Below are 24,230 nucleotides of genomic sequence, written 5' to 3' on the forward strand. Positions count from 1 at the left end.
AAAACCGTGCCAAAATTTCAATTTAAAAATAAAAAAGTCCGAAAAAATTCGGACTCCTTTATTAGGTAATTAAAAATGAATATTTTAACATGTTTCCATTTGGTAATTTTTATACTGCTGCATTGGCTTCCCATCCGAAACCTACAGATTATCTGATTACGAAAATGGATATTATAAACATATTTTAATAATTATTTTCTAACAGCTTTAGTTGCTTTTTTTACAACAGGAGCTTTAGTTCCGTCATAAAAATTGTTATACGCATATTCTGCTGCTTTTTTTACATCTATAACTCCTCCTGCTCCAGAAAAATCATTAAAACCATTTGATTGACTTAGGTTACTTGATTTTTTCAATGCTTCAATAATCTGAACCGGTTTCAGATTTGGCATATAAGCCAATAAAACCGCTGCCGCTCCTGCTACTACCGGAGATGCCATGGATGTTCCATCCAGATATTCATATTTGCTTCCTTTAACGGTAGAATAAATTCTTTCTCCCGGAGCAAAAACATCAACCATTTTTTTATTATAATTTGAAAAGCTTGCTCTTAAAGCATTGTTGTCATTTGTACTTGCTCCAACTACAATTACGTTATTGACAAACGGTTTTTCATCGGTAACGTTTTTAAAGTTTGTAGGATATGCTAAATGTTCAGCTACATCTTCGTTCTCATTTCCGGCAGCTTTTACTAAAAGCACTCCTTTGTCTTCTGCATATTTGAAAGCATCCCAAACTACATTTTTACCTGGAGAAACCGGTTTACCAAAACTCATATTCAGAACTTTAGCACCGTTATCTACGGCATATCTTATGGCATTAGCTACGTCTTTATCTCTTTCATCACCATCCGGAACAGCTCTTACTGTCATTATTTTAGCTACCTTAGAAGCTATACCATGCTGTATTTCTTTTCCTTGTGGAAGTCCGGCAATGATTCCGGCAACGTGTGTTCCGTGCTCAGCATCAGGGCCTTCATAATGATTATTTCCATAGTTCTTTTCAGAATAATCATCATAATTATCTCCTACAATTTCTTTTCTTGGATCGTATGAAAGATCATATTGTTTTGCTGAAGGGGCATAATGATCGATTGCTTCTTTCATTTGCTCTTTCATCAATTTTTCAAATTCGGCAGATGATTTTCCTTTAAATTCAGGTCCTTGAGATACCTGTCCCAGAATTTCTAAAGCAATTGCATCTTTCTGTTCTGTAGGTTTCTTAATTGCTGAAATATTTTCTGCAGTAACTGATTTTCCTGCCAATAACTTTACCATATTCGGGATAAGGTCATTAATCATGGAATAAGTTTGGAAGTTTTGCTTTGCTTCGATGCTTTTCTTTGTGAAAAGTTCTCTAGCCTTCATGTACATAGCAAATTCTTCGGGCATTTTGGCTTGATTTGCTTTGTTTTTAGCAGAATCATCTCCTTCGAAAAGTGGTTGATATTTCGCAACAACTCTGGTTACTTCCATGTTATCAATTCCAATATCGCCATTCTTTCCCCCTATAAAGTTCCAACCGTGGATATCATCAATATATCCGTTTCCATCGTCATCTTTTCCATTTCCAGGGACTTCATTAGGATTTGTCCACATATTTTTCACCAATCCTGGGTGATCTACCTGTACTCCACTATCCAAAACCCCTACGATTACTGTTTTCGGCTTCAAACCTTTTGATTCCAGATATTTATATGCATTTTCTGTATTTACACCATATACTTTTGAAGTACCAAAATCTTTATGATACCACATCATCAGATCTTTATCTTCTTTTGGGTCAATACTTTTAGTTTTAGACTCTTGTGCAAAAGAGAAGCTAAAACCTGTCAAAAAAACTGCAGCTAATAATACCTTTTTCATATGTTGATATTTATTTTATTATAAAGTCACATGTAATCGTCAAGGTCATCTGTTTTTACTTATCAGAAAATCCGGTTCTACGATTTCATATTAATATGACTGTTTTATTTTCTTTATATAGGTAAGTGATTCGGGGCCTTTGTTACAAATAAGATCCAGAATCGATAAATCTTCCAAAAATCCTAATTTATCTGAGAAAGTCTGATAATAGTCTTCCATTTCAAATTCTGAGGAGGTCTTCGCAGAAAATCTCTCTCTAAAATTGATACTTTCAGGATTTTTGATATATTCTTCATTCAAAGAGTGTGCCTTTTCTGTTTTAAGTATCTGTTGGATTACTTCCAGCCCTTTAAGGTTAAAGTCCAAAAGAAACTTTTCTTTGAGGTCAAATATCTTTTTGAATTTATCTTCGTAGTATTCAAAATATGGAGAACTCTGATAGGCTGTTTTGATTGACTTCCAGTGAAGTTCTCTCCAATCTTCTCTGTAAGAGATTTCTATATCTTTTATCTCTCTCTTCCCATTATGATTGATAGGGATAATAAGAGATAGTTTTCCGTTGGCTCCATAGATATTGGCTCTGTTTCTATAGGTTTGCTTTGGAAAGTTCTCAAACTGTTCAAATACAACTTCGTTTTCAGCATCCAAAAACACTGAAAACCATGAAACCGGTGGCATGTAGAATACCGGCAATAAAACATTCTTCATATTCATAATGTAAAAATGAAGTACTTTTTCAAATACTTCATTTTATTTTAAGTTTAATTTTATTTTTATGCTTCGTCTTCTGACTTTTTCTTATTAAATAATTTCATAAAGTATTCCCAGCCGAAGAACAAGATCAGAATCATTGCTGCAATCCACCAGTATGAAGTTTTATTGGCTTCTCCTGTGTTTGTTGCCTTAAACATTCTTTCCCAACGGATTTTCTTAGGGGCCTGATACGTTGAGCTTGCATCTGGGAATACCCCCTGTACACTCATCCAAGTAAACATTGGTTTTCCTACAATATTTTCTTCAGGAACAAAACCAAAGAACCTTGCATCTAATGAAGCGTCTCTGTTATCTCCAACCATCATATAATAATCCTGTTGAATGGTATATTGATTAGCTTCTTTTCCATTGATAAAGATTTTTCCGTTCTTTTTCTCTAAACTGTTGTGTTCATATTCAGAGATAATCCACTGGTACATAGGAAGTGTTTCATTATTGATGGCAACAACATCTCCTTTCTTAGGAATTCTTACCGGGCCATACCAGTCCTGATTCCAAGGTTTATTGATCGGAAATATAGATTGTGTTGTATCAATTTTTGTTTTAGCTTCATCTTTATAGTATACGGCAGCTTCTCCTTTAACAGAAACATCCTCTTTCATATCAATAACCTGAGGAAGTTCTTTAATTTCTTTAGCTGTTTTATCTGTCAATCCCTGGAAAGCATAAAGATACCCTCCATTGGACTGCTGTACCTCTTGAACCGGTAAGAATCCATAGGCTTTGTATAAAGTTGGAATATCCAGTTGATTTTCTGTAGTTACAATATATCTGTGCTGTACTTCCTGATCTCCTAAAACAGTTTCCGGTTTTCCGTTTACAAAAAGTCTTCCCCCTCTCATTTCAAAACTATCACCTGCAGCGGCAACACATCTTTTAACGTATGGATCTTTTCTGTCGATCGCTGTATGTACAGAATCCTGAGGATAGTTGAAAACAACCACATCATTTCTTTGTGGTTTATTGAATTGTAAGATTCTTGTGTAAGGCATCTTTACTCCATCTACGTAAGACTTCGGGTCATCTTTTGGATTTCCTTTTTGTCCGGTATCCATGATCGTTCCCTGAAGGAAAGGTATGGCTAGAGGACGCATTGGAAGTCTGTATCCGTAGCTCCATTTATTTACAAAAAGGAAGTCACCTACCAACAATGTTCTTTCCATGGATCCTGTAGGAATCCCGAACGGCTGGGTTACAAAAACGTGGATAATTGTTGCAAAAACAACAGCAAAGGTAATAGAACCTAAGAATGTGTCTTTCTTCTTTGCTTCTTTTTCTTCATCTGTAAGGAATAGGTCATTTGCATTTTCCTCTTCCAACTCTACATCTTTAGAATAGTTTACAGTGGCCATATAAATAAACGGCAGGATTACTGTAAGGATCTGATCTTTGAAAAGAGTTTTTCCAAATTTTTTCATCAAATAAAGATGAAAAACAGACATCATGATTGGTCCTACAATCGGAAGATACGACAGGATAGCCCACCACTTTGGATGTTTGGTTTCTTTTAAAATGATAAAGTAGTTGTAGAAAGGTATAAATGCAAATAAGGGGCTATACCCCATTTTCTTGAACAACTTCCAAGTTGAAACCCCCATTAATATGGATAAAATGAGGACATACACTGTATAAGTTAAAAAATAATTCATAAATTTTTGTGCCTATTCTTATGATATAAAATGATAAATGATGAGTAATAAATGATAACAGCTATATGCTATTTATAATTCACTATTCATCATTCATCTGTATAATTTGTCTGCAATTTACAGAATTTGTTACAAATTAAAGCCCCAAAACATCTTTCATTCCGAAGTTTCCTTTTTTATCTTTGATCCATTCTGCAGCGACTACAGCTCCTAATGCAAAACCATTTCTATTGAATGCAGTATGTTTGATCTCGATTTCATCTACTTCACTTCTGTAGAAAACGCTGTGAGTTCCCGGAACCTCATCCTCACGAATGGCAAAAATTCCAAGTTGATCCCCTTTGGTTTCTTCCAGTTTCCATGCTTCAAATTTCGGGTTGTTATTGATAATTCCCTCAGCTATTGAAATAGCAGTTCCGCTTGGTGCATCTTTTTTGTGAATGTGATGAATTTCTTCTAATTGACAAGAATATTCATCTACATTTTTCATTAGATCCGCAAGTCTTTCGTTTAGGGCAAAGAACAGATTAACTCCTAAGCTGAAATTTGAACCATATAGGAATGCTGTATCGTTTTCTACAGCCAGTTTTTCTATTTCATCTCTTTTCTCAAGCCAGCCTGTGGTTCCACAGATAACAGGGATTTTATTTTCAAGGCAAGCCTTTATATTTTCAAATGCAACTTCCGGCAAGGAAAACTCGATAACAACATCGGGATTATTAAGATTTTCAGAAGTTGGGGTTTCCTTTAGGCGGGCAACTACTTCATGACCTCTTTTTTGAGCAATCTCATCAATGATCTTACCCATTTTCCCATAACCAACTAATGCTATTTTCATATAATCTCTTATTTTTATTACTACCCAGACTTTTTCAGTCTGATGTATTTATTATGTTAAAATCTATAACTTAAAACAAATCCTGTTTTTGGCGCATCATAACCATATTGATCTTGGATAACTGATGGCTTAAAGGTAAGATCCGGATCATGGCGGCTTTCATAAAGATGAGCATCCACTACTGCATCTACAATATTTAAAATGTAGATTAATCCTGTAATGGCAATGGCATAGTCTCTTTGTCTTTTAGCCCTGTCCTGTGCATTTCCTAAAGCTTTCTTGTCCAGCCAAGGATGGCTGTCTACGAATTCATTAGGTGTACCGTTAAGCTTAGCAACATAGTATTCACGGTATTTCCTGTACTGGCTGTCATTCCAAGCTGCAATACCAACACCTGCTCCTACTGCACCCCAAACAATTGGAATCTTCCAGTATTTTTTATTGTAAAACTGCCCCAATCCCGGTAAAACGGCTGAATACAGTCCTGCTCGGGTAGGATTTAACTTTACGGTTTTTCTTGTGGGCCCATTGGCATTTTCTAAGTCAGCAATGATCTTAGATTCTGTTTTTCCAGGTTTTACTGCAGGAACATTCTCTTTCGGAGGTGTTTGTACCTGAACAGTATCAATAGGGGCTACAACTTGTGAATAAGCCATTACAGCGATACACAAGAAAAATGTGAAAAATATTTTCTTCATTTATTTAATATGGGATAAAATATATTCCAGCTCTTCTTCATTTTTGAAGTCCAGAACAATTTTACCTTTTTTACCATTTCCAGAAGCCTTGATTTCCACTTTTACATCCAGGATGTCAGCGATGGTCTTCTGTGCTCTTTTATAGTTATTGGAAAGCTCAGCATTTACTTTTTTTGCTGCAGGAGATTTCGGGTTTTTCAATGCAGCAGCAGCCTGTTCAGCCTGACGAACATTTAATTTTTCCTTGATAATAAGGTCAAATAAAACCTGTTGATCTTCCTCACTTTCAAGACTGATGATTGCTCTTCCGTGTCCTGCAGAAATTTCACCGCTTCTGATGGCATTCTGAATATCCGGGTTCAATCTTAAAAGCCTGATGGAATTGGTAATTGTACTTCTATCTTTTCCAATTCTCTGGCTCAGATTTTCCTGAGTAAGACCAATTTCCTCCAAAAGTCTATGATAAGTAAGGGCAATTTCGATGGCATCAAGATCTTCTCTCTGAATATTCTCAACAAGAGCCATCTCCAGAAGTTCCTGATCGTTTACTAAACGAATATAAGCAGGAATAGTCGTTAAACCGGCAATTTTAGTTGCTCTGTAACGTCTTTCCCCAGATATAATTTCAAACTTCTCACCATCTTTCCTTAGGGTAATAGGCTGGATTACACCCAGATTCTTAATAGACTGCGCAAGTTCGTTTAATGCTTTTTCATCAAAATAAGTTCTCGGCTGCGTCGGGTTAGGATAAATATCTTCAAGCGCAACTTCTACTATATTTCCCACAAACTTATCTGCTCCCTCATCGGTAGCTGAATTAATAGTTGCTTTAGATTCTGCACTTAAAATGGCGCCCAAACCACGTCCCATAGCTCTTTTTTTGTCCTTCATAGATATAATTGATAAATGATGTTTAATAAGTGATGCTCAGCATTCACCCATTTCCCATTTATTATTAATTTAATTCTTTATTAAGTTTTCGTTCTTTAAAAGAACTTCTTCTGCTAACTGAATATACTGAACTGCACCTTTACTTTCGGCATCATAATTCAGGATACTTTCTCCGAAGCTTGGTGCTTCACTCAATCTTACATTTCTGCTGATTATTGTTTCAAAAACCATTTCCGGGAAGTGTAGGTTTACTTCTTCCACTACCTGATTTGACAATCTTAGTCTGCTGTCATACATGGTAAGAAGAAGTCCTTCTATTCCAAGGTCTTTATTATGGATCTTCTGAACATTCTTAACGGTGTTCAAAAGTTTCCCAAGTCCTTCTAATGCAAAGTATTCGCACTGGATAGGGATAATTACAGAGTCAGCTGCAGTAAGAGCATTCACTGTAATAAGACCTAAACTCGGCGCACAGTCGATAATGATATAATCATAATCATCTCTTACACTCGCTAAAGCTTTTTTCAGCATATATTCACGGTCTTCTTTGTCTACCAGTTCGATTTCTGCTGCTACCAAGTCAATATGTGACGGGATAATATCCAGATTCGGGGTAGCAGTTCTCTTGATACAAACTCTTGTATCAGCACTATGCTCCAGTAGATTATATGTAGAATACTGAACATCTTCAACGCCTAATCCTGATGTGGCATTAGCCTGAGGATCAGCGTCAATAATTAATATTCTTTTTTCCAATACTCCTAATGCTGCTGCTAAATTTACAGCGGTGGTAGTTTTCCCAACACCTCCTTTTTGATTAGCAATACCTATGATTTTTGCCATTATTAGAACTTTAAGTTTCAAAAATACACTTTTTTCTTTGCTCTCGATGAGTGGCGAAAATCAAAATTGAGTTAAAGTATTGTTAATAAACATTTTAACTGTTAAAAAAATTATCCACAAAAAAAAATCTTTGTGGATAACTTTAAAAAAATCGTTTTTTGATATTAATTATCAAACTTCATGGAAATTGGAATTTTGAAGTAACTTCTTACAAATTCTCCTTTTTTATTTTTGGCAGGAGTCCATTTTCCTTTGTTGGAAATTAATTTCACTGTTCTGATTGCCTCATTATTAAAATCGGCGTTGGTTCCATTAGCTTTTACCCCTGATATTGTTCCGTCCATTTCTACAATAAAGGTTACCGTAGTTTTCATGACATCTCCTGATTCAAAACCAGAACTGTCGAAGTTGCTCATTACTTTATTTCTGAAAGCATCTATTCCTCCATTAAAATTGGCTTCTACACCTAGTTCTCCAGCATCTACAATTTTATTTTTATCCACCGGATCAGAAACTACTGGTGGAGTTGTATTAATTACAGGGCCTGTTCCAACTGATACAGTTGGGACATTTGGTGTATTAGGAGCCACTGGATCTCCTTTAAAATGATTTACTAAGCCTGCAACTGCATCATCAGGAACAGGGTCTTTTTTCACATTATCCCGAGCTGTACTTGATGGTGTAGGAACTGTACTGTCAAACGTTTTCTTATTTGAAGATACTGTAGGTTTCACAGGAGTAATTGTCACTGGTGGAGCAACCGGATCATCAGGAATGATCACTGGTGGAGGAAGCTTCCAGGTATCTTCTACAATTTCCGGAGTTTTAAATGCTGAAATTACAAACGGCGTAATTGATACGGCAGCCATTAAACTCGCTCCTATAAAAAGCGCTTTGGTTAAAATTCTATCTGATTCGTTTCTTAATGCATAGGCACCATATTCTTTGTTCCGGTGCTCAAAAAGAACTTCGTTGAAGCGAAATTCTTGATTTTGGTTCAGGTGTTTCATCACTATTACTATTTAAACTGTTAAAAAAAGTGATTATTAGTTTTATTAGTTCTTATCGATAAGCAATGAGTCAATATCAAAATATCTGCCATAATTTTATCAAAACAACATAATTTTACAAAAATTTATGACAAAGTTGAAAATTTAACATTTAAAACATGAACACTTTCTTGAAATTCGCATTATTTTTTAGAGGAATGAGAATACTACAATAAGCTTATAGCTGCTGAGTTTGAGAATATTGAATTATGTAAAAGCCACCAACAAGAGAGCCAGAGGAATTAATAATCCTAGTGAATTAATAATGATCAGAATAATTGAACTCTTCTTTACCTCTTTATAACTTTTTGCTGCGAAAAAAATAGCTGCTAAAGTAAACACCAAACCACAGACAATAAATAGTTTGAATCTAAAATTACTGATTTGATCAAGGGGCATTTCATTATATATAAATAGCAAAACTCCATAAGCCACTGTAAAAAGCAAGCTGAATAGGATATTGTTCAGCATATTATGAGATTTATTATTATCCTCCATTTGATAGAATTAATTGATTAAATATAGGCATTATCAACAACTATGAGAGATAATCGGGGGTGATTTATAAAAAAAGAGACCGTCAAAACTGACAGTCTCTTTTTTATTTTATGTTCAAAGAATATTAGAATAATTCTTTTCTGATAATGTTCTGACTTCTTTCAGGTCCTACAGAAACCAAATACACATTGATTCCTAAATATTTCTCGATAAATTCGATGTATTTCTGAGCATTGTCGGGAAGTTCATCGTAGCTTCTTGCTTTTGTGATATCTTCCTCCCAACCTGGTAAATCCTGATAGATTGACTCGTAGTTATATAATTTCTCTGTAGATGAAGTGAAATAATCGATGATTTTTCCGTCTTCAGTTTTATAGTGAGTAACGATTTTAAGATTTTCAATTCCTGTAAGAACGTCTAATTTTGTTATTACAAGGTTATTGATCCCGTTAATCATACAAGCGTGCTTTAGAGAAACAAGGTCTAACCAACCTGTTCTTCTTGGTCTACCTGTAGTAGCTCCAAATTCACCACCAATTTGTCTGATTTTTTCACCTAATTCGTTATCCAGTTCAGATGGGAAAGGCCCATTCCCTACTCTTGTACAGTATGCTTTTGCTACACCGATTAAGTTCTGAAGTGAAGTTGGCGGAACACCAGCTCCTGAACAAACACCTCCTGTAGATGGAGAAGATGAAGTAACGTATGGATAAGTTCCAAAGTCGATATCAAGCATCAAAGCCTGCGCTCCTTCGAATAAAACGTTTTTACCATCTCTGATCGCTTCGTTCAGCTCTAATTCAGTATCAACGATTCTGTCTTGAAGTTGTTTTCCGATTTCTAAATATTCGTTGTAGATTTCTTCAACGTCTAATGTTGGCTTTCCGTAATATTTTTCAAAAAGAGAGTTCTTAACTTTTAAGTTTTTCTCGATTTTGTCTCTTAAAATCTCAGGATTTAAAAGGTCTACCATTCTGATTCCAACTCTTGCTATTTTATCTTCATAACAAGGTCCGATTCCTTTTTTGGTAGTTCCGATTTGTGTTCCTCCGTGTTCCTCTTCACGGTAAGTATCCAAAAGGATGTGGTAAGGCATGATAACATGCGCTCTTCTACTGATAAAAATATGATCTGTTCTCAAGCCTTTGCTTTCGATCTGACCAACTTCCTTAATGAAAGATTTAGGGTTTACCACTACTCCGTTCGCAATGATACATTTCCCTTTGCATTGAAGAACTCCTGAAGGAAGAAGGTGTAAAACGAATTTCTCTTCACCCACATAAACCGTGTGACCAGCGTTGTCTCCACCTTGGAAACGTACTACATAGTCCGATTTTGCTGATAAAACATCCGTGATTTTTCCTTTGCCTTCATCTCCGTACTGAAGACCTACAACTACATAAGTTGACATAATGTACTTTTGTTTTTAGATTCATGCAAAATTACTTTTAAAAAAAATGACGGCCAAATTATAGGGGATATTTATTTTCGGTTGGGGTGAAAATCATGAGGTTGAGAGTACAGAATAATTATGTATATTTGAGTATTACCTCAGGAGGTTAAACATCAATTTTAGCTTTTAACAGGAAGAATTTTGATTATTTTCATCAAAAAAATTATACTTCAACAGGTCTTTTCAAACAAATTAAGAAATAATGAATTTCGAAATAACAGATCACATTCAACTAAGCATTAAAAATCTCAAGGATAATTTAAATAATGATTATAATTTTTCTCCTGTTGCCACTGAAAAAGAAGTAGAAAATTTTGAAAAAAGATTCTCAATAATAATTCCTGAAGATTTCAGATGGTTTTTACTCAATATTGCGAATGGTGTTGAAAGCTCTGATCCGATGCAATATGATTTGTTCCAAAAGATTGATTTTTCAGATTATTATTTTGAAGAAGATATGCATAATCCATCATTACCATTTAAGCTGACAAGGTCATTTAATTATCATCATGATGAGTTTGAAGATTTTAATAATGGAACGATTCATTTGGCAGGATATGGCTGTGGCTGTTATTCATTTTTAGTGATCAACGGTGAAGAATATGGCAATATATGGACTGATAATTATGCTTCAAACTCTGAAGTTTATCCTGAAAAAACTGCGCATAGAAAAAGGATGAAGTTTTATGAATGGCTCAGTCAGGAAGTAGAGCAAGCAGTTCATCGGAAAAGAAACTATGAAAAGGAGAACCATGGCAAAATACAAAAAGAAAAAAAACTTGTTATGAACTACTCACCCCACAAATCAGCATACCTAGCCTCAAAAACAGATAATAAATCTAAACTTTTCTACTCCCTATTTTCTCAGGAAATAGTAAAAGCCACCCTCCTCATCGTTCACGGTATGCAGGAACATAGTGGAAGATATGCAGAAATTGCAGAATATTTTGCCAACCACGGAATTGCTGTATTGACCTATGATCACCTAGGGCATGGAAAGTCTGTAAAAGAGAAAAAAGACATTGGGTTTTTCCAGCTTGAAAAGCCAGATGAGAGATTGGTTGCAGATGCAGAATTGATGGCTGACCATCTTGCAGAGCAATATCCCGATGTACCTCATTTTATTTTGGGGCATTCTATGGGTTCTTTCATCACCCGTTGTCTTCTTCAAAAGGCAAGTGCTAAGTTTTCTGGTGCTATTATTACGGGAACCGGTGGTCCTTTGCCGGGAATAGATATTTTAAGAGGGTATTTATCATTAGCAAATGCCATTGCTCCACGTCATCGTACTTTTTTGAATTCTGTTTTCACGAATGTTAATAACAAGCATTTTAAAAAGGATAAAGATTTTGGTGCCACCAGCTGGCTGAGTATTAATCCTAAAAACAGAACTGCTTTTGAACAGGATGAGCTTTGCGGAATTCCATTCACTCACAACGCGTTTTACACTTTGTTTACGGTTTACAAAAGAGCTACGGCAAGAGATTGGGCTTCTTCTATTTCTCCGTCATTTCCGTTATTGTTTGTAAGTGGGCAGAATGATCCGATTGGAGATTTTAGTAAAGGTGTGATCTATACTGTTGATCATTTAAAAGCTGATGGATTTCAGGATGTGAGTACCAAGATTTATCCGAATATGCGTCATGAGATTTTAAACGAAGAAATACGAGAAGAAGTACTGAATGAAATTTACAAATGGATTTTAAAACATTGTAAATAGTCTATTACAGGTTTAAAGGATTTTTGCAGATCTCTATTTTCAAAAGAAATTACTATTTTAGGACACTGAAAAAACAAAAATCAATCACTGTGACCATAGAAGATCTTTTTAAAGACAAGACTACAAAAGCAAAGGAAAAAACCGAAATTCTCAGCAAATGGATCATTGAAACATCTCTTCCTACCGATGAACTGATTGTTTTTGCAGAAAAATCTAAGGATCCCATAAAAGGAACCTGCATAGAAGCTATTGAATATGCTACCAAGCAAAACCCTCCCATCGCAGATGAAACAGTATTTACATTTGTTACCCATACACTTACTGAAAAAGCACCAAGAATAAAATGGGAAAGTGCTAAAGTGATAGGCAATACTGCCTATTTATTCACTGAAAATTTGGGCGAAGCGATTACAAACTTACTAGCCAATACAGAACATGAAGGAACTGTAGTACGTTGGAGCGCAGCTTTTGCATTGGGCGAAATACTTAAGTTGAAAACCAAGCACAATACAACTCTTCTTCCCTCTCTTGAAAGCATTAGTGAGAAAGAGGAAAAGAACAGCATTAAGAAGATTTATCTGGATGCGATTAAAAAGACAAAGAAATAACACTTTTTAAATCCAATAAAAACCTAATAAACAGAAAGCGGACTAAAGTCCGCTTTTATTGAATTTATATAATCTGTTAGAATATTTCCTGCTATTTCAGCTTCACTTCCCTATCAATTCCTATCTCATCAAGAAAAATCTCATCATGAGAAATCACCAGTAAAGTTCCGTGATAATCTTTAATAGAGTTGGTCAAAATCTCCACATTTTGTAAATCCAGATTGTTCGTTGGCTCATCCAAAATAATTAGATCCGGAGCTTTATTGCTTATTGACAAACCACACAGAAGTAATCTTAAACGTTCTCCACCACTCAAAAATTCACATTTTTTGTCCCATGTTTCTTTACCAAACAAAAATCTGGATAACAAAGTTTTTACTTCCGATTCTTGTAACGCACTGTCATTAAAAGTCTGAACAAACTCATAAACCGTTAATTCAGGATTAATCAAGGAATACTCTTGATCAACATACATGCTTTGAAACTCTGTTCTGCTTAATTCCCCCTCAAAAGGCTCAATATTTCCTAATAAAAGCTTTATTAAAGTAGTCTTCCCGGATCCGTTTGATCCTTTAATAGAAATTCTTTCACCACTGCGAACTTCAAGATTAAGATTTTCTGCCCAAAGCTTCTCCGTTCCGTATTTAAAATTGATATTCTTCACAGCTAATAAAAGCTTACCAGAATGCAGGCTGGAATCATTAAAATTCACTTTCATCTGATCAGAGTTCCTTACAGTAGAACGTAGGTCACGCAGATCCCCTGAAATATCATTGATCTTCTCAGCATGTACACTTTTCAGTTTGGAAGTATTTTTTTCTGCATTGTTTCGGAGCGTGTTCATCATAATTCTGGCAACTCCGGATTTCTCCTGCTTCTGTTTTCCTCTTGCGTCTAATTTTTGTTTACGCTCCAAGGTTTCCCGCTCCTTTTCTTTTGCCTTTTTTAAAGCACGTTCCTTAGCATTGATATCATTGTGTAAAGCCTCCTCTTCAACTTCTTTTTGTTCTGTATAGAAATCAAAGTTTCCTCCATAGGTAGTGATTCCCTGATTGCTTAGTTCAAATATAGTATCAACAAGATTCAACAATGATCTGTCGTGGCTTACAATAATAACCGTAGCATTTATTTTTTCTATAAGGTCATACAATAGTTTTCTTCCCTCCAGATCCAGATGATTGGTAGGTTCATCCAAAATAATAATGTCTGGTTGATTAATTTGAATTCCGGCCAGAAAAACTTTTGTCTTCTGCCCTCCGCTTAATCCTTCTAGTTTTTGGTTTAATTCAAAATCCTGAAGTCCCCAATATTGCAAGGTATTCTTGCATCGTTCCTCAATATCCCAGTCGTCATTTAAAGTTTCAAAATATTTTTCATCGACTTCTCCCTTTGTTATTTTTTCAAGCGCATTGAGCTTTTGATCTATTTTCAGGCACTCTGAGATCGTTAAGTGATTAAAATTTCCAAACATCTGGGGAACGTAGAATATTTCGCCATGAATATGCTTATTCCCGCTTAAAGGTTGTATTTCATGAGCGATTATTTTCAGCAAGGTAGATTTCCCCATGCCATTACTTCCTACTAAAGCTGATTTAGTATGAGATTGTATCGTTAAATTGATATGATTAAATAGAAGATTTCCTCCCGGAAACCCAAAGGATATATTTTGCAGTAAAATCATGATTTCTTTCTTAATAATGGTTAAACACCAGTAACTTATTGGTTACTGCTTGAATGATTCTGAAAGAAATTATATCCTACATGTCTGTATTTATGGGTTTTGAAAGAACAAATATAGGGCAAATCCGGGATTAAACACAAAAAGATTTTATTCAAAAATCAAAAATCCGTAACTTTGCCTCCTACTAAAAATTTTATGGATAGCATTAGAGTTCACGACAAAAATTTCGTTCCTTATTTAACGGATGCCGAAATTCAGGAAATTGTAAAAGAGACAGCGTTAAGAATTTATGAAGATTACAAGGATGAAGTTCCTGTTTTCATCGGAGTATTGAATGGAGTAATCATGTTCTTCTCAGATCTTTTAAAATATTACCCGGGTGAATGCGAAATTGCTTTCATTCAAATGAGTTCTTATGTAGGAACAGAATCTACGGGGATTGTTTATCAGAAAATGGAACTGACTAAAGAAGTAAAAGACCGTCACATTATTCTTGTAGAGGACATTGTTGATACAGGAAACACTGTAGAAAGTCTTTTTAAATATTTCAAAGAAACCCAACGTCCAAAATCTATAAAACTGGCAAGTTTCTTATTGAAACCTGAGATTTATCAAAAAGATTTCAAGTTGGATTATATTGGAAAAGAAATTCCAAACAAATTCGTACTTGGTTACGGATTGGATTATGATGAATTGGGAAGAAACTTACCTAATTTATACCAATTAGAAGACGGACAAATCAACCATTAATTATTGTCATTAGCTACCGGCTATTGGCCTTTAGCTTTAAAACTTAATCGAAATAAAAGTAAAATATTAACTTAAAAAAGCTAAAGGTCAACTATTATACGATTACTAGACCGGAAGCGAATCAAAATTATGATAAACATTGTTCTGTTCGGCCCTCCAGGAAGTGGAAAAGGAACACAAGCTCAGAATCTAATCGAAAAATTCAACTTAAAGCAGGTTTCAACAGGTGATCTTTTCAGATACAACATGAAAAATGACACTGAACTTGGAAAACTGGCTAAGTCTTACATCGATAAGGGAGAATTGGTTCCGGATCAGGTAACAACAGATATGCTGATTGATGAGATTAAAAAACCTACTGATACCAATGGTTTTATCTTTGATGGTTACCCAAGAACAACTGCTCAGACAGAAGCCTTGGAGACAATCGTTAAAGAAGAACTGAATGACGAGATTGATATCTGTCTTTCATTGATAGTAGAAGATAAAATTTTGGTTGAAAGACTTCTTAAAAGAGGAGAAACCAGCGGTAGATCTGACGACAGCAATGTTGAGATCATCGAAAACAGAATTAAAGAATATTATGCTAAAACAGCAGAAGTAGCCGAACTTTATAAGCAGCAAGGAAAGTATGTAGAAGTAAACGGCGTAGGTGAAATTGATGAGATTTCCCAAAAACTTTTCGCTGAGGTAGAGAAAATTAAATAAGGATTTAGGATTTAGGGATTAGGATTTAGCATAGTTAAATATCTATTCCCTAACCCCTAAGGCCTAAACCCTAAAAATTATGTCAAACTTTGTAGATTACGTAAAGATTCATTGTAAAAGCGGACACGGAGGAGCAGGATCTGCCCACCTTCGCCGTGAAAAATATATACCTAAGGGAGGTCCTGATGGTGGTGACGGAGGTCGTGGAGGACACGTTATCATGAGAGGGAATGCCCAGGAATGGACTTTACTTCCGCTTCGTTATACCCGTCACATAAAAGCTGAACGTGGTGAAAACGGAGCGAAAAACCAGCTTACCGGAGCTGATGGTTCTGATATTTACATCGATGTTCCCATTGGAAGCATCGCTAAAAATGAAGAAGGAGAAATTATCGGAGAAATCCTTGAAGACAAGCAGGAAATTATTTTAATGCAAGGTGGAAAAGGAGGAAGAGGAAATGAGTTTTTCAAATCTTCTACCAATCAGACTCCAAGATATGCTCAACCCGGAATGGATGGTGAGGAAGGCTATGTTGTCTTCGAGCTTAAGATTTTGGCAGACGTAGGGTTAGTAGGGTTTCCAAATGCCGGAAAATCCACACTTTTGGCTTCTGTTTCGGCAGCTAAGCCTAAAATTGCAAACTATGCCTTTACCACATTAACTCCTAACCTTGGGATTGTTGATTATAGAAATTACAAGTCATTTGTAATGGCTGATATCCCGGGAATTATTGAAGGGGCAGCAGAAGGAAAAGGATTAGGACACAGATTCCTGAGACACATTGAAAGAAACTCAATTCTGTTGTTTTTAATTCCTGCAGATTCTGAAAATCACTTCCAGGAATTTAAAATTCTTGAAAATGAATTAAAAGAATACAATCCGGAGCTATTGGATAAAGATTTCATTATTTCGGTTTCAAAATCCGATCTTTTGGATGATGAGCTGAAAAAAGAAATTTCAGCAGAATTTCCAGAAAACAAGCAACCACTATTCTTTTCAGGAGTAACAGGGGAAGGGCTTGTAGAATTGAAAGATGCTATCTGGAAACAGTTACATGGATAAAATAATTTTGATCACAACCCGTGATTAATATTGTAAGAAATAAAATAAAGAGGAGCAATCATGCTTCTCTTTATTTTTTTATCATTTTCACTTTATAACTTTTTCTCCGATTCAATTGGAATAATTATTGAAAGACCATTCTGAAATTTAAACTATGAAATATTTACTAGGCCTTTGTGCATTGATCTTTCTATTTTCGTGTACTTCACAGACAACAAATTCAAAATATACTAAAATTGAATATCAGGCAGGTGCTTGCTTTGGATTTTGTCCTGTTTTTAAAATGACCATCAATCCGGATAGAACTGCCATTTTTGAAGCTGAGCATTTTAATTTCAATGATAAGCCATCAAAAGATGAGTTTTCAAAACCTCGCGAAGGCACTTTTACGGGAACAATCAAAGAAAAAGATTACAATAAATTGATCCGTTTGCTTGACGGCTTGGATGTAAAAAACCTAAAGGATAAATATGGAAGCAGAAATATTACTGATCTTTCTACAGCTTATTTAAGAATTAACTTCAATGATGGAACTTCTAAAAATGTAGAAGATTATGGGAAACGTGGGAGTGAAAAGCTTTCGGAAGTTTATCATTTTATTGAGGACTTAAGGAAAAATCAACAATGGACTAAAGTTCAATAGTTCCTTTTAAAGTATTTAAATTATTTTTGTACAATAATTCTTTCATTTTGGGGGAATTATTTTTTTATAAAACAGTAATCAATTAATTCAAAAAATAAACATGAAGAAGAACATTTTTTTCGTTGCACTATTAGCTGCTTCATCATTCCTTAATGCACAAAAGACACCGGATAAATCTATCAGTTTTGGAGTAAAAGGAGGATATAATTTATCCAGTATGAAGTTTTTTGATGAAAAGCTGGATTCAAAATCTTATTTCTATGCAGGTATTGTAGCAGAACAAACATTATCACCTAAATTTGGATTACAGGCTGAAGTTCTTTATACTCAATTAGGAGGTAAAATTACATTTCCTACAGTAGACGTAATAGGAAATGAAGTTGTGAATACAGGAAATACAACATTCGAATACCGTCTTAATCAGATTCAGGTTCCTATTTCTGTAAAGTATTATATTATTCCAAATCTTTCTGCATCTGCAGGGATGAATTTTGGATTTAATATTTCAACAAAAGCAGAATCAAAGAACGCTATTATTGGGACTGATAAGAGAAACTATGATGGAATAAAGACATTAAGCCTTTTCCCATTTTTAGGGGCAGAATATAAGATCAATGATCATTTTTTTGTGGATGCAAGATATAATTTCAACTTCATTGAAGTTAACAAAAACAATAGTATTCCTGTGAAAGTCGGCTTTCTGCAGGCTGGTGTAGGGTATAGATTTAAATAATATCTATTTCTTAATAAAAAACAAATGGCTGCCATATTTGGATAGCCATTTTATTTTCCAAGGATAAGCCATCCAAGGATGAATTTTCAAAAACTCGCGAAAGCACTTTTACAGGAACAATCAAGAAAGCTTTCGGAAGTATATCATTTCTTCGAGGGCTTAAGGAAAAGTCAGTAATGGATAAAGATCAAATAATCTTTATAAAATATTTAAACTATATTTGCAGAAATAATTCCCTCCATACGAAGGAATTATTTTTTTATAAAAACGTAATCATTTAACTCAAAAAAATAAACATGAAGAAGAATCTTTTTTTCGTTGTACTATTAGCTGTTTCATCATTCCTTAATGCACAAAAGACTCCGGACAAACCTATCAGTTTTGGAGTGAAAGGAGGATATACTTTATCCAACATGAAAATATATGACACTAGTTTGTCATCAAAATCTTCTTTTTATGCAGGTGTTGTAGCAGAGTATCCCTTATCTCCTAAATTTGGCATTCAGGGTGAAATACAATATACACAACTAGGAGGCAAAGATGTATACCCTTGGTTTGTTGTTATGAACCAACAAATTATATACATGGGAGACAGAACTTATGATTATCAAATAAACCAAATACAAGTTCCCGTGTCCCTAAAATATTATTTTATCCCTAATTTTTCGGTTTCCGCAGGTGTAAATTTTGGATTTACAGCCTCCACAAAGATAGTGGTAAAAGACAATACAGGGAATACTTACGAAGATGCTGCTGACAATGATGGGATAAAAAAAATGATGATATTTCCTTTCCTGGGTACAGAATATAAAATTAATAAGCATATTTTCGTTGATGCTCGATATAATTTCAATTTCTTTGAAACCTCTTCTCCAGTTAATATTGGATTTTTCCAGGCTGGATTAGGGTACCGATTTAAATAAGAATTTAATAATTACAGTAAAAAAAAAAAAGTGGTTGCCTAACATTGGTAACCACTTTTTTTTACTATTAAAATCCTACTCATTATTTGGTAAACTGTTTTGAAAATGAGGAATATTTCTTAATTTTTTTTAAACTACCTTTGCAAAATGTAATTCTTTCAAACAGAAGGAATTTTTATATAAATTTTAAAATAATTCATTTGAATTTTACAGACTTAAACTTAATAGAACCTATTGCGAAAGCAATTAAGGAACAAGGATATACAACTCCAACCCCCATTCAGGAAAGATCAATTCCTGATATCTTAGATGGCAGAGACTTTTTAGGCTGTGCACAGACAGGAACTGGAAAAACAGCAGCTTTTTCTATCCCTATTTTACAGAACTTATCTAAAAATAAAATTCCTAATAAACATATAAAGGCATTAATCCTTACTCCAACCAGAGAGTTGGCTATTCAAATTGAGGAAAACATTAATGCTTATGGTAAATACCTTCCTTTAAAACAACTTGTTATTTTCGGAGGAGTAAAACAAGGAAGTCAGGAAGCAGCTTTAAGAAAAGGAATCGACATTTTGGTTGCAACACCAGGAAGACTTCTTGATTTTATTGCACAGGGAATTATCAGCTTAAAAAATATTGAGATATTTGTCCTTGATGAAGCAGATAGAATGCTTGACATGGGCTTTGTACATGATGTTAAAAGAATCATTAAGCTTTTGCCTCAGAAAAGACAAACTTTGTTCTTTTCAGCAACAATGCCTGGTGAGATTCAGAAGCTTGCTAACTCAATCCTAAACAATCCGATAAAGGTAGAAGTTACACCAGTTTCCTCTACTGCAGATACTATCAAACAATCTGTTTATTTTGTAGAAAAGGACAATAAACTGAACTTATTATCCCACATCTTGGAAAATGATATTTCAGAATCTGTATTGGTATTCGCGAGAACAAAACATGGGGCCGATAAAATCGCAAGAAAGCTTCAAAAAGACAATATCTCTGCAGAAGCCATTCACGGTAACAAATCTCAAAATGCAAGACAGAATGCTCTTAATAATTTCAAATCTGGAAAAACAAGGGTTCTTGTAGCAACAGATATTGCAGCAAGAGGAATTGATATTGATGAGCTAAAATTTGTTATCAACTTTGAGCTATCAGATGTTTCTGAAACTTATGTGCACAGAATCGGAAGAACGGGAAGAGCCGGTGCTGAAGGGAATTCTATCTCATTTGTAGATGGACTAGACCTTTTAAACCTAAAAAATACAGAGAAACTTATTGGAAAAAAGATCCCTGTTATCAAAAATCATCCATTCCACACTGATGACTTGATAGCACAGAAAAGAGATTCTAATAACAAGCCTTTTTCTGGAGGTTCTGAAAGACCTAAGACTTCTAATAATAACTCCAGACCGAATAACAACAAGAAACCGGCTGGTGCTGGTGCTCCGACTGGATTTAAAAAGCCTAAGAATAAAAACTTTACTAGAAAAAAATAGTTCTTAGCGGGACGCTGTTCTATACTTATTTTTTAAAACAAGAAATCTCTTTTCAAAGTATTGATATGAGAGATGGGAAATGAGTATAGTAATCAGTATTACTGAAAGGAAACTGGAAATAATAATTACGGGATCACTTAATTTGTATTTGGAAACGATCTTAAGGAGGATAAATCCTACAGGTTGCATTACAATAGCATGATACATGTAGATCCCGTAAGAAATTTTCCCAAGATGAATCAGTCTTTTATTCTCAAAAAAACGGATAGGTTTATGGGTGAAAAAAATAAGAAACACGCCAAATAATACCATTCCAAAAATATGATATTGTAAATCTGACATATTATTGACGAAAATATCAGTTGTAAAGTAAATGAGTAACAAAATACTACTTACAACACACATAAAGCTATTGTACTTACTGTCTTTAATTCTCAACAAAGAACACCACCCCGTAAAAGAAAAATAGAAAAACATCATTTGATATTTACTTAAAAAGCTTAAGGCTGGGGCAAAGTATAAACCTATAAATAAAAAGCTAAAAATAAATAAAAAGGCTTTGATATATTTTTGTGGGACCACAAGAATGAGAGGTGCTACCAAAAGATAAAACTGCTCTTCAACCCCTATAGACCAAAGCATTTCTAGAATTCCTCCAGGTCTTGCAACAGCAAAAACATTAGGAAAAAATGTAAACAGAAGAATGGCACCCTCTATGAGGTTATAATTGCTCTCAAAATCAAATCCCATATTAGGAAGGATAATATGATAATAAACCATTCCTATGATGGCAACAAGATAATATAACGGAAAAATCCTGAGCATTCTTCTTATATAAAAATTCTTCAGATCAATTCTTCCGGAAATTGTCTTCTCTTCAAATAGCTGTCTGATAATAAGAAAACCACTTAAAGAAAAAAACATATATACAGCTTCGCTTCCTTTATTAAATATAGGTAAATCATTGAATGTCGCTAGCCCTCTATTTCCAAAAAATTGTGGGATATGAAAAATCATAACCAGAAAAGCCAGGAAAAACCTTAATGAAGTAATGTTAGGAAGCAATTTCATATTTTTTAAGTATGAAAGATATTTCTTGCGTTCTCAGTAGTAATTCTATCTATCTCTGAAAAGTCCTTGCCATAGATATCCACCAGCTTCCCGGCAACTAAATCAAGGTATGAACTTTCATTTCTTTTTCCTCTATGGGGAACAGGAGCCAAATAAGGAGAGTCTGTTTCAAGTACAATTTTATCTAAAGGAATTTCTTTTAGAAACTGGTCTATTTTCCCATTTTTAAAGGTTACTACTCCACCTATTCCTAAAGTAAAATTCAGATCAATGGCATGTTGTGCCTGCTCCAGATTTCCAGAGAAGCAGTGAAAAATCCCTCTTAATTTTGGATGTTTTTTTCTTTCCAGCACTTCGAATGTTTCATCAAAGCTTTCTCTCGTGTGAATCACAATGGGAAGATCTTTTTCTACGGCCCAATCGATCTGTTGCTCAAAAGCCTTTACCTGAATATCAAGGGTAGTTTTATCCCAATATAAATCAATTCCAATCTCTCCTATCGCAGGAAAATGTCTTTGATCAAGATAATTTTTAACAATCTCAAGCTCCTTTTCCCAAGATTCCGGCTTCACATAACAAGGGTGAAGTCCCATCATTGAAAAAATCTGCTTTGGATACTCTGCTTCCAATTGCAGCATTTTCTCATGAGATTCAGAATCAATGGCTGGAAGATAAAACTCTGTAATACCTTTGTCTAAACCTCTTTGAATTGCTTCCTTTCTATCTTCATCAAATTCTTCTGCGTATAAATGTGTATGTGTATCAATCATTTTTTTATAATTTTAATAGATCTTCGTAGGGATTTTTCAGATTCATCAGCATTCCAAATGCCGGCTCTGTTTTTATCCCTTGCTTTTTAAGATCTATTATTCTCTGTTTAAAATCCTCTCCTCTTTCCTGCAAAATATTGTATTCTGCAATCATATGTCTGTAAGCATTCTGTTCTGTAACAGATTTATTTTGTCCGAAAATCTCAATAGGAAACTCTTCAAGCATAAAGTTCAGAACAATACTTTTCTCTCCGTTTACGGTTATATTTTCGATCTTAACATCCGTATCAAATGGAATTAAATTGCTAAGTGTCAAATATTCCAAAAAATCTTCTTCAAATCTCAGATCAACCTCACAAATAATATCAAGATCGCTGCTTTCAACATCAATTTCAATAGGAATGGTTCCGGCCAGAACAGCAGAATAAGGTTCTAGTTTTTCTAAAATATGATATTTTTTAAGAACATCATAGACTCTTTTTTGCCTTTCATTTCCATTTTTCAAATAGTCAATTCTTGTAAAATCAATCATCTGAATATAGTATGTTTTACTTTCTTACGCTGATTTTCTATCCTTTGATCCAGCTTTTCCCTGAATTCTATAAACTTCGGATCTTTCTTATCATTGGTTTTGTGTTCCAATGCCTTGATGATTTTAAAGTTTTCTTTGATAAAGTTTTGGGTTTCTTCTGAAAAATAGGAATCTCCGAATTTGTCAAAAATATAATTAACAGCCTGCATACTTGGATGAATCATATCTTCCTTGTAAAAACGGTAATCCCTCAAATCATCCATCAAAATCTCATAGACTGGCAAATAATGACAGTCTTCAAACAAAGAAATAGATTCATGGATGGCCGTAATTAATTTTGATTTGCTCAATTGATTTTCAACCATTCCATCCTTGGTATGTCTTACCGGTGACACCGAAAACAGTATTTGTACATTTTCCTTACAAATATCCTTAAGCTCCAGGATTGTATTGTAGATAGAAGCCGTTAGTTCCTGATGGGAAAGCAGCCTCTTCTCAAAGAATTTCTGTGGAATTTTATGGCAATTAGCCACCAGTTTATTCTTTGGAAGAAATTCATAGATAAAAGATGACCCGTACGTGATGATAATCCAGTCAGCTTCCTGAAGAAAGGCATTTCCCTCTTCAATGTTTCCGTTAATTTTATCTAACGTCTGATGAATATACCTTGTGTCAAAACTGGTATGATGATCCAATGAAATATATTCCTCATTGTATATAATCAACTCCTCTTCCTCATAGAATGCAGAGTCATGAAGTCTCTTTACAGCATTATTGATCGAAAAAGGATTAAAAATTGTACCGAAAGAATTATTAAGCGTCTGAAGCTGCCCATCTTTCAGTAAATCAGTCATTTCAGTAGCAAAACAAGACCCGATTGAAAATATTTTATCTTCAATCTCAATTTTCTTTTCCGATTTTGGGATGTCAACCTCTGTTCTGAATTTCATTATGTAGATATTAGGTTG

24 protein-coding genes are annotated in these 24,230 nt (G+C 34.5%); 9 read left to right on the forward strand and 15 right to left on the reverse strand.

Annotation, left to right across the window (positions count from 1 at the left end; all coding sequences use genetic code 11):
- Positions 1-191 precede the first annotated feature (191 nt).
- The 10 genes from C1638_RS09870 to C1638_RS09915 all read right to left on the reverse strand — a co-directional run bounded on the left by C1638_RS09870 (position 192) and on the right by C1638_RS09915 (position 10,516).
- Entirely contained in the window at positions 192-1,865 is a 1,674-nt protein-coding gene (locus C1638_RS09870; protein ID WP_109620453.1) for a S8 family serine peptidase, read from the reverse strand.
- Positions 1,866-1,955: 90 nt separating this feature from the next.
- The gene (locus C1638_RS09875) at positions 1,956-2,579 is read right to left on the reverse strand and encodes a WbqC family protein (RefSeq protein ID WP_438829978.1); all 624 of its coding nucleotides are present in this window, start codon (positions 2,577-2,579) and stop codon (positions 1,956-1,958) included.
- A gap of 59 nt (positions 2,580-2,638) precedes the next feature.
- The gene (lepB, locus tag C1638_RS09880; protein WP_109620455.1) at positions 2,639-4,288 is read right to left on the reverse strand and encodes a signal peptidase I; all 1,650 of its coding nucleotides are present in this window, start codon (positions 4,286-4,288) and stop codon (positions 2,639-2,641) included.
- Between the two features lie 136 nt (positions 4,289-4,424).
- Complete coding sequence (gene dapB / locus C1638_RS09885; protein WP_109620457.1) at positions 4,425-5,126, reverse strand: 4-hydroxy-tetrahydrodipicolinate reductase; 702 nt, start codon at positions 5,124-5,126, stop codon at positions 4,425-4,427.
- 56 nt (positions 5,127-5,182) lie between these two features.
- A complete protein-coding gene (locus C1638_RS09890) occupies positions 5,183-5,824 on the reverse strand; it encodes a DUF5683 domain-containing protein (protein WP_109620459.1) in 642 nt (213 codons plus the stop codon).
- The gene (locus C1638_RS09895; RefSeq protein WP_076357478.1) at positions 5,825-6,715 is read right to left on the reverse strand and encodes a ParB/RepB/Spo0J family partition protein; all 891 of its coding nucleotides are present in this window, start codon (positions 6,713-6,715) and stop codon (positions 5,825-5,827) included.
- Between the two features lie 69 nt (positions 6,716-6,784).
- Positions 6,785-7,558, reverse strand: coding sequence for a ParA family protein (locus C1638_RS09900; RefSeq protein ID WP_002981269.1), 774 nt, complete (start codon positions 7,556-7,558; stop codon positions 6,785-6,787).
- 164 nt (positions 7,559-7,722) lie between these two features.
- Entirely contained in the window at positions 7,723-8,568 is an 846-nt protein-coding gene (locus tag C1638_RS09905) for an energy transducer TonB (RefSeq protein WP_109620461.1), read from the reverse strand.
- A gap of 246 nt (positions 8,569-8,814) precedes the next feature.
- Positions 8,815-9,078, reverse strand: a complete 264-nt coding sequence (locus tag C1638_RS09910) for a hypothetical protein (protein ID WP_165826518.1) — start codon at positions 9,076-9,078, stop codon at positions 8,815-8,817.
- Between the two features lie 151 nt (positions 9,079-9,229).
- Positions 9,230-10,516: an adenylosuccinate synthase gene (locus C1638_RS09915; RefSeq protein ID WP_109620465.1), complete on the reverse strand. Its 1,287-nt coding sequence runs from the start codon at positions 10,514-10,516 to the stop codon at positions 9,230-9,232.
- Positions 10,517-10,760: 244 nt separating this feature from the next.
- Between C1638_RS09915 and C1638_RS09920 the strand changes: the two genes are divergently transcribed.
- The gene (locus C1638_RS09920) at positions 10,761-12,278 is read left to right on the forward strand and encodes an alpha/beta fold hydrolase (protein WP_109620467.1); all 1,518 of its coding nucleotides are present in this window, start codon (positions 10,761-10,763) and stop codon (positions 12,276-12,278) included.
- A gap of 89 nt (positions 12,279-12,367) precedes the next feature.
- On the forward strand, positions 12,368-12,886 hold the full coding sequence (locus C1638_RS09925; protein WP_109620670.1) for a hypothetical protein: 519 nt from the start codon (positions 12,368-12,370) through the stop codon (positions 12,884-12,886).
- A 91-nt stretch (positions 12,887-12,977) separates the two neighbouring features.
- On the opposite strand, the gene C1638_RS09930 is transcribed toward C1638_RS09925, so the two are convergent.
- Positions 12,978-14,567, reverse strand: a complete 1,590-nt coding sequence (locus tag C1638_RS09930) for an ABC-F family ATP-binding cassette domain-containing protein (RefSeq protein ID WP_109620469.1) — start codon at positions 14,565-14,567, stop codon at positions 12,978-12,980.
- A gap of 195 nt (positions 14,568-14,762) precedes the next feature.
- On the opposite strand from C1638_RS09930, the gene C1638_RS09935 reads away from it, so the two are divergent.
- The 7 genes from C1638_RS09935 to C1638_RS09965 all read left to right on the forward strand — a co-directional run bounded on the left by C1638_RS09935 (position 14,763) and on the right by C1638_RS09965 (position 20,889).
- Positions 14,763-15,317: a phosphoribosyltransferase gene (locus C1638_RS09935; RefSeq protein WP_109620471.1), complete on the forward strand. Its 555-nt coding sequence runs from the start codon at positions 14,763-14,765 to the stop codon at positions 15,315-15,317.
- Positions 15,318-15,446: 129 nt separating this feature from the next.
- On the forward strand, positions 15,447-16,025 hold the full coding sequence (locus tag C1638_RS09940) for an adenylate kinase (protein ID WP_109620473.1): 579 nt from the start codon (positions 15,447-15,449) through the stop codon (positions 16,023-16,025).
- A gap of 79 nt (positions 16,026-16,104) precedes the next feature.
- Complete coding sequence (gene obgE / locus C1638_RS09945) at positions 16,105-17,088, forward strand: GTPase ObgE (RefSeq protein ID WP_106918251.1); 984 nt, start codon at positions 16,105-16,107, stop codon at positions 17,086-17,088.
- Between the two features lie 154 nt (positions 17,089-17,242).
- Entirely contained in the window at positions 17,243-17,731 is a 489-nt protein-coding gene (locus C1638_RS09950; protein ID WP_109620475.1) for a DUF6438 domain-containing protein, read from the forward strand.
- A gap of 100 nt (positions 17,732-17,831) precedes the next feature.
- The gene (locus C1638_RS09955; RefSeq protein WP_109620477.1) at positions 17,832-18,464 is read left to right on the forward strand and encodes a porin family protein; all 633 of its coding nucleotides are present in this window, start codon (positions 17,832-17,834) and stop codon (positions 18,462-18,464) included.
- 296 nt (positions 18,465-18,760) lie between these two features.
- Positions 18,761-19,387, forward strand: a complete 627-nt coding sequence (locus C1638_RS09960) for a porin family protein (RefSeq protein ID WP_109620479.1) — start codon at positions 18,761-18,763, stop codon at positions 19,385-19,387.
- 200 nt (positions 19,388-19,587) lie between these two features.
- Positions 19,588-20,889, forward strand: a complete 1,302-nt coding sequence (locus C1638_RS09965; protein WP_109620672.1) for a DEAD/DEAH box helicase — start codon at positions 19,588-19,590, stop codon at positions 20,887-20,889.
- Between the two features lie 3 nt (positions 20,890-20,892).
- On the opposite strand, the gene C1638_RS09970 is transcribed toward C1638_RS09965, so the two are convergent.
- From C1638_RS09970 to C1638_RS09985, 4 genes are read right to left on the reverse strand one after another with little or no spacing between them, the layout of a single operon-like run.
- Positions 20,893-21,960 (reverse strand): acyltransferase family protein, encoded by a 1,068-nt coding sequence (locus C1638_RS09970; protein WP_109620480.1) that lies wholly within the window; start codon positions 21,958-21,960, stop codon positions 20,893-20,895.
- 5 nt (positions 21,961-21,965) lie between these two features.
- Positions 21,966-22,730, reverse strand: coding sequence for a TatD family hydrolase (locus C1638_RS09975; protein WP_109620482.1), 765 nt, complete (start codon positions 22,728-22,730; stop codon positions 21,966-21,968).
- A 4-nt stretch (positions 22,731-22,734) separates the two neighbouring features.
- Positions 22,735-23,262 (reverse strand): DUF4269 domain-containing protein, encoded by a 528-nt coding sequence (locus C1638_RS09980; RefSeq protein WP_109620484.1) that lies wholly within the window; start codon positions 23,260-23,262, stop codon positions 22,735-22,737.
- Positions 23,259-24,212: a GSCFA domain-containing protein gene (locus tag C1638_RS09985; RefSeq protein ID WP_109620486.1), complete on the reverse strand. Its 954-nt coding sequence runs from the start codon at positions 24,210-24,212 to the stop codon at positions 23,259-23,261. The genes C1638_RS09980 and C1638_RS09985 overlap by 4 nt, the downstream gene beginning before the upstream one ends.
- Positions 24,213-24,230 lie beyond the last annotated feature (18 nt).

Source organism: Chryseobacterium oncorhynchi, assembly GCF_002899895.1.
GTDB lineage: Bacteria > Bacteroidota > Bacteroidia > Flavobacteriales > Weeksellaceae > Chryseobacterium > Chryseobacterium oncorhynchi.

What these genes read in the sequence shown, in the direction of transcription:
- C1638_RS09915 (WP_109620465.1), bottom strand. Translation starts at nt 10,516, where the DNA reads ATGTCAACTTATGTAGTTGTAGGTCTTCAGTACGGAGATGAAGGCAAA.
- C1638_RS09910 (WP_165826518.1), bottom strand. Translation starts at nt 9,078, where the DNA reads ATGCTGAACAATATCCTATTCAGCTTGCTTTTTACAGTGGCTTATGGA.
- C1638_RS09895 (WP_076357478.1), bottom strand. Translation starts at nt 6,715, where the DNA reads ATGAAGGACAAAAAAAGAGCTATGGGACGTGGTTTGGGCGCCATTTTA.
- C1638_RS09960 (WP_109620479.1), top strand. Translation starts at nt 18,761, where the DNA reads ATGAAGAAGAATCTTTTTTTCGTTGTACTATTAGCTGTTTCATCATTC.
- C1638_RS09975 (WP_109620482.1), bottom strand. Translation starts at nt 22,730, where the DNA reads ATGATTGATACACATACACATTTATACGCAGAAGAATTTGATGAAGAT.
- C1638_RS09905 (WP_109620461.1), bottom strand. Translation starts at nt 8,568, where the DNA reads ATGAAACACCTGAACCAAAATCAAGAATTTCGCTTCAACGAAGTTCTT.
- C1638_RS09920 (WP_109620467.1), top strand. Translation starts at nt 10,761, where the DNA reads ATGAATTTCGAAATAACAGATCACATTCAACTAAGCATTAAAAATCTC.
- C1638_RS09940 (WP_109620473.1), top strand. Translation starts at nt 15,447, where the DNA reads ATGATAAACATTGTTCTGTTCGGCCCTCCAGGAAGTGGAAAAGGAACA.
- dapB (WP_109620457.1), bottom strand. Translation starts at nt 5,126, where the DNA reads ATGAAAATAGCATTAGTTGGTTATGGGAAAATGGGTAAGATCATTGAT.
- C1638_RS09875 (WP_438829978.1), bottom strand. Translation starts at nt 2,579, where the DNA reads ATGAATATGAAGAATGTTTTATTGCCGGTATTCTACATGCCACCGGTT.
- C1638_RS09935 (WP_109620471.1), top strand. Translation starts at nt 14,763, where the DNA reads ATGGATAGCATTAGAGTTCACGACAAAAATTTCGTTCCTTATTTAACG.
- lepB (WP_109620455.1), bottom strand. Translation starts at nt 4,288, where the DNA reads ATGAATTATTTTTTAACTTATACAGTGTATGTCCTCATTTTATCCATA.
- obgE (WP_106918251.1), top strand. Translation starts at nt 16,105, where the DNA reads ATGTCAAACTTTGTAGATTACGTAAAGATTCATTGTAAAAGCGGACAC.
- C1638_RS09980 (WP_109620484.1), bottom strand. Translation starts at nt 23,262, where the DNA reads ATGATTGATTTTACAAGAATTGACTATTTGAAAAATGGAAATGAAAGG.
- C1638_RS09870 (WP_109620453.1), bottom strand. Translation starts at nt 1,865, where the DNA reads ATGAAAAAGGTATTATTAGCTGCAGTTTTTTTGACAGGTTTTAGCTTC.
- C1638_RS09955 (WP_109620477.1), top strand. Translation starts at nt 17,832, where the DNA reads ATGAAGAAGAACATTTTTTTCGTTGCACTATTAGCTGCTTCATCATTC.
- C1638_RS09890 (WP_109620459.1), bottom strand. Translation starts at nt 5,824, where the DNA reads ATGAAGAAAATATTTTTCACATTTTTCTTGTGTATCGCTGTAATGGCT.
- C1638_RS09970 (WP_109620480.1), bottom strand. Translation starts at nt 21,960, where the DNA reads ATGAAATTGCTTCCTAACATTACTTCATTAAGGTTTTTCCTGGCTTTT.
- C1638_RS09930 (WP_109620469.1), bottom strand. Translation starts at nt 14,567, where the DNA reads ATGATTTTACTGCAAAATATATCCTTTGGGTTTCCGGGAGGAAATCTT.
- C1638_RS09950 (WP_109620475.1), top strand. Translation starts at nt 17,243, where the DNA reads ATGAAATATTTACTAGGCCTTTGTGCATTGATCTTTCTATTTTCGTGT.
- C1638_RS09900 (WP_002981269.1), bottom strand. Translation starts at nt 7,558, where the DNA reads ATGGCAAAAATCATAGGTATTGCTAATCAAAAAGGAGGTGTTGGGAAA.
- C1638_RS09985 (WP_109620486.1), bottom strand. Translation starts at nt 24,212, where the DNA reads ATGAAATTCAGAACAGAGGTTGACATCCCAAAATCGGAAAAGAAAATT.